General features: G+C 55.6%; 1 tRNA gene, 2 rRNA genes and 1 pseudogene (1 of these 4 cut by a window edge). All 4 read right to left on the bottom strand.

The features are described from left to right. Positions 1 to 558 precede the first annotated feature (558 nt). Positions 559 to 823, bottom strand: a pseudogene (locus LB555_RS25405) (type II toxin-antitoxin system ParD family antitoxin). A gap of 479 nt (positions 824 to 1302) precedes the next feature. After that, positions 1303 to 1379 (bottom strand) — tRNA-Met (locus LB555_RS25400). Between the two features lie 243 nt (positions 1380 to 1622). Then, positions 1623 to 1737: ribosomal RNA gene (rrf, locus tag LB555_RS25395) — 5S ribosomal RNA — on the bottom strand. A 271-nt stretch (positions 1738 to 2008) separates the two neighbouring features. Then, positions 2009 to 4364, bottom strand: a 23S ribosomal RNA gene (locus LB555_RS25390); it runs 476 nt beyond the window's last position.

The following is a 4364-nucleotide window of genomic DNA, read 5'->3' as shown; positions in this document are numbered from 1 at the left end:
CGGCGCACCGCCCTCGTTCGTGAGGCGTATATAGTCGCCACCAACCAAAACTGTCAACACCGTTCCCAAATGTTTTTTCGATTTATCGTGGAGATATCCACGGGGCTGAAATTCGTGAGTTGGCTAGGCTGAATTCCCCCGTCGCTTTCAACGGTTGTTTATGCGTGGGTTTCCACTTTGACCCGACGCCTGGCATGCTTCGCTTTGAAGACTGCTGCCCGCCCACGGACCTCGCCCGAGCGGCTTTCAGCGCCGATTCTCCAGCAATTCCGGTGATGTTCCGACCCGCGTAGAAGATGCCTGGGATCAGCACCTGCTCATCCTTGATCGCGAAGGCAATGCTGACCGCCCGCCGACAACCAACAATCCGCGGCCCAGGCATGATCTCGAGCCGCTCAGTGCCTCGCTGTGGAAAAGTCGCTAAGCCGAGACAATGGTTCCTGGATACCACGACAAAATTCCAGGCGATTGCTGGCGACGGCCGCTCGGCTATGCCGTCGTAGAGCTGTTGGAGTTCGGCTTGTGCTGCGGGATGAAAGACGATCCGATATTCCGTTCCTAATAGGCCTTCGCCTGCTTCGCGCGATGGCGCGCTTCGAGGCTGGAAAAGACCGTTTCGGCTGGAATTCCCTTCGTCGGATTCTGCTGGAGCCGCCAGGCGTGCGGGAATTTCCTCGCGCAACCACTTTTGCCGCTCCGCCTCGAAGTCATCGAGCATGCGTAGGCCGGCGCGGACAACCTCGCTGGCATTGTTGTAGCGGTCTGATTCGAGTTGCCGCTTGATGAATTGCTCATGGTGGTCGTTCAAAGCGTAATTGGGCATGGCACCTCCTGGCAGAGGAGTATTCTGCCGCCTCGACGCGTTTCACCGTCACCACGCGCTCAAGCGGGGTCACCCGATCCGGCAGAATTGAAATAACGATTGGGACAGTTCTGTGGAGCGGAGGGCCGCAGCCCGTGCTACCGGCATCCGAAAGCGTGTGAGGAGACCAGCTGAGTTAAAGCCCAACCGGCCAATCTGTTCATGCTTGGCGGCCATCGATCTTGAACCCCGTCCCCATGGCCTTCGCTGATTTGATTTGTCCCGCGCGTCGGCGGCGCCTTTTTGCCGGTCCTGAACAGAGTGGATCGACTCCACGGCGATCCGGATAGGCAACGGTCCGCCGATTTGGACTCTGGCGGCCGTTTTCTTTGTGAGGTTTTGTTGGCTTGGTTTGGGGGGCTGATGGGTTCGAATTTCTGTGCGGAGAGATCGGAACGCGAACGGCCCGCCGGCATAGAGCCAGGCGGGCCGTTTTTGTTTGGTTGCGGGGACAGGATTTGAACCTGTGACCTTCAGGTTATGAGCCTGACGAGCTACCGGGCTGCTCCACCCCGCGTCACCACCATGATCGCCTTGTGGCGATTGCGGTATTTGCGATCGCCGTTTTATTTGGCGACTGCGGTATTCTGTCTCCACCAAATGAAAGGGCCGCTTAGAGCGGCCCGGGATCCCTTGGCGGGCCTTTATGCATGTTGCCCAAAAGTGTTAGCGGTTTGGGGCAACGACGTGCATCGAACGAAGTGCAGAGAAGATTTCACGGTCATCCGATTGGATGAGAGTTTGAACGTGCGTTTTGCAGACCTGGCAGCGACCTACTCTCCCGCGTCTTGAGACGAAGTACCATCAGCGCTGGAGCGTTTCACGGCCGAGTTCGGAATGGGATCGGGTGCAGCCGCTCCGCCATAACCACCAGGTCGGCAAAACGCACGTTATTCGAGAAGCTGGAATAGGGAATAGTGAGTAGCGAATAGTGAGTAGGGGATACCTATTCGCCATTGGCTCACTGCTCTTCACCTGTCTTTTTGTGCCTGAGCGACATCCGCAGTTTGCTTCCGGGCAAAGCCCGCAAGCGCGACTGCGCGTCGCCGGTCGTCCGGCGCCCTCGCGGAGCATAGGCCCGTAAGGGCCGCTCATGCGTGAGCGCTGGTCAGACCATTTGACTTCAAATGGATATTAGGAATGAGAACGATCAAGCCGATCGAACTATTAGTACCGGTAAGCTTCAAGCGTTGCCGCTCTTCCACACCCGGCCTATCAACGTGGTCGTCTTCCACGGTTCTCAGGGAATACTCGTTTTAAGGTGGGTTTCCCGCTTAGATGCCTTCAGCGGTTATCCCGTCCGGATATAGCTACCCTGCTATGCGGCTGGCGCCACAACAGGTCCACCAGAGATCCGTCCATCCCGGTCCTCTCGTACTAGGGACAGATCCTTTCAATATTCCTACACCCACGGCAGATAGGGACCGAACTGTCTCACGACGTTCTGAACCCAACTCACGTACCGCTTTAAATGGCGAACAGCCATACCCTTGGGACCTGCTCCAGCCCCAGGATGCGATGAGTCGACATCGAGGTGCCAAACAACCCCGTCGATATGGACTCTTGGGGGTCATCAGCCTGTTATCCCCGGCGTACCTTTTATCCGTTGAGCGATGGCCCTTCCACGCGGGACCACCGGATCACTATGACCGACTTTCGTCTCTGCTCGACTTGTCAGTCTCGCAGTCAGGCAGGCTTATGCCATTGCACTCAGCGAACGATTTCCGACCGTTCTGAGCCCACCATCGCGCGCCTCCGTTACTCTTTAGGAGGCGACCGCCCCAGTCAAACTACCCACCATACATTGTCCCGGACCCGGATAACGGGCCGCGGTTAGACATCCATAGTGATAAGGGTGGTATTTCAAGGGTGGCTCCACCTGAGCTGGCGCCCAGGTTTCAAAGCCTACCACCTATCCTACACATGCCACTACGAATGCCAATGTAAAGCTATAGTAAAGGTGCACGGGGTCTTTCCGTCTAACCGCAGGAACCCCGCATCTTCACGGGGAATTCAATTTCACTGAGTCTATGCTGGAGACAGCGGGGAAGTCGTTACGCCATTCGTGCAGGTCGGAACTTACCCGACAAGGAATTTCGCTACCTTAGGACCGTTATAGTTACGGCCGCCGTTTACTGGGGCTTCGATTCAGAGCTTGCACCCCTCCTCTTAACCTTCCAGCACCGGGCAGGCGTCAGACCCTATACGTCGTCTTGCGACTTCGCAGAGCCCTGTGTTTTTGATAAACAGTCGCTACCCCCTGGTCTGTGCCACCCTCCTCCACTTGCGTGGAAAAGGGTCACGCTTCTTCCGAAGTTACGCGTGCAATTTGCCGAGTTCCTTCAGCATAGTTCTCTCAAGCGCCTTGGTATACTCTACCAGACCACCAGTGTCGGTTTCGGGTACGGTTTATAAGGAGGAGCTATTTCCTGGAACCACGCAGCAGCCCGTTCAATCCGATAAGATTGGACTACCTCAATGATCCGTCACTACCTCCAAGCCCACGAATATTAACGTGGTTCCCATCGACTACGCGTTTCCGCCTCGTCTTAGGGGCCGGCTAACCCTGCTCAGATTAGCTTTAAGCAGGAACCCTTGGTCTTTCGGCGGGGGAGTCTCTCACTCCCCTTACGTTACTCATGTCAGCATTCGCACTTCTGATACCTCCACCACCCCTCACGGGTATGGCTTCGTCAGCTTACAGAACGCTCCGCTACCGCTTGGCCCTTGCGGACCAAACCCTAAGCTTCGGTGTATGGCTTTAGCCCCGTTACATTTTCGGCGCAAAGACCCTTATTTAGACCAGTGAGCTGTTACGCTTTCTTTAAATGATGGCTGCTTCTAAGCCAACATCCTGGTTGTTTTGGGATCCTCACATCCTTTCCCACTTAGCCATAACTTGGGGACCTTAGCTGTAGGTCAGGGTTGTTTCCCTTTTCACGACGGACGTTAGCACCCGCCGTGTGTCTGCCGACTAGTACTCCCAGGTATTCGGAGTTTGGTTAGGTTTGGTAATCCGGTGAGGACCCCTAGCCCATCCAGTGCTCTACCCCCTGGGGTATTCGGTCGACGCTCTACCTAAATAGATTTCGCGGAGAACCAGCTATTTCCGAGTTTGATTGGCCTTTCACCCCTAGCCACAAGTCATCCCGAACTATTGCAACAGTTATGGGTTCGGTCCTCCAGTAAGTGTTACCTTACCTTCAACCTGCTCATGGCTAGATCACTCGGTTTCGGGTCTAATGCGACGAACTGAACGCCCTGTTCAGACTCGCTTTCGCTGCGCCTACACCTAGCGGTTTAAGCTTGCTCGTCACACTAAGTCGCTGACCCATTATACAAAAGGTACGTGGTCACCCAGGACGAACCTTGGGCTTCCACTGTTTGTAGGCAACCGGTTTCAGGTACTCTTTCACTCCCCTTGTCGGGGTGCTTTTCACCTTTCCCTCACGGTACTAGTTCGCTATCGGTCATGCACGAGTACTTAGGCTTGGAGGGTGGT

This window comes from Mesorhizobium sp. BR-1-1-10 (assembly GCF_020165595.1).
Taxonomy (GTDB): Bacteria; Pseudomonadota; Alphaproteobacteria; order Rhizobiales; family Rhizobiaceae; genus Mesorhizobium; species Mesorhizobium australicum.
This window is presented reverse-complemented; position numbering and strand designations above follow the sequence as displayed.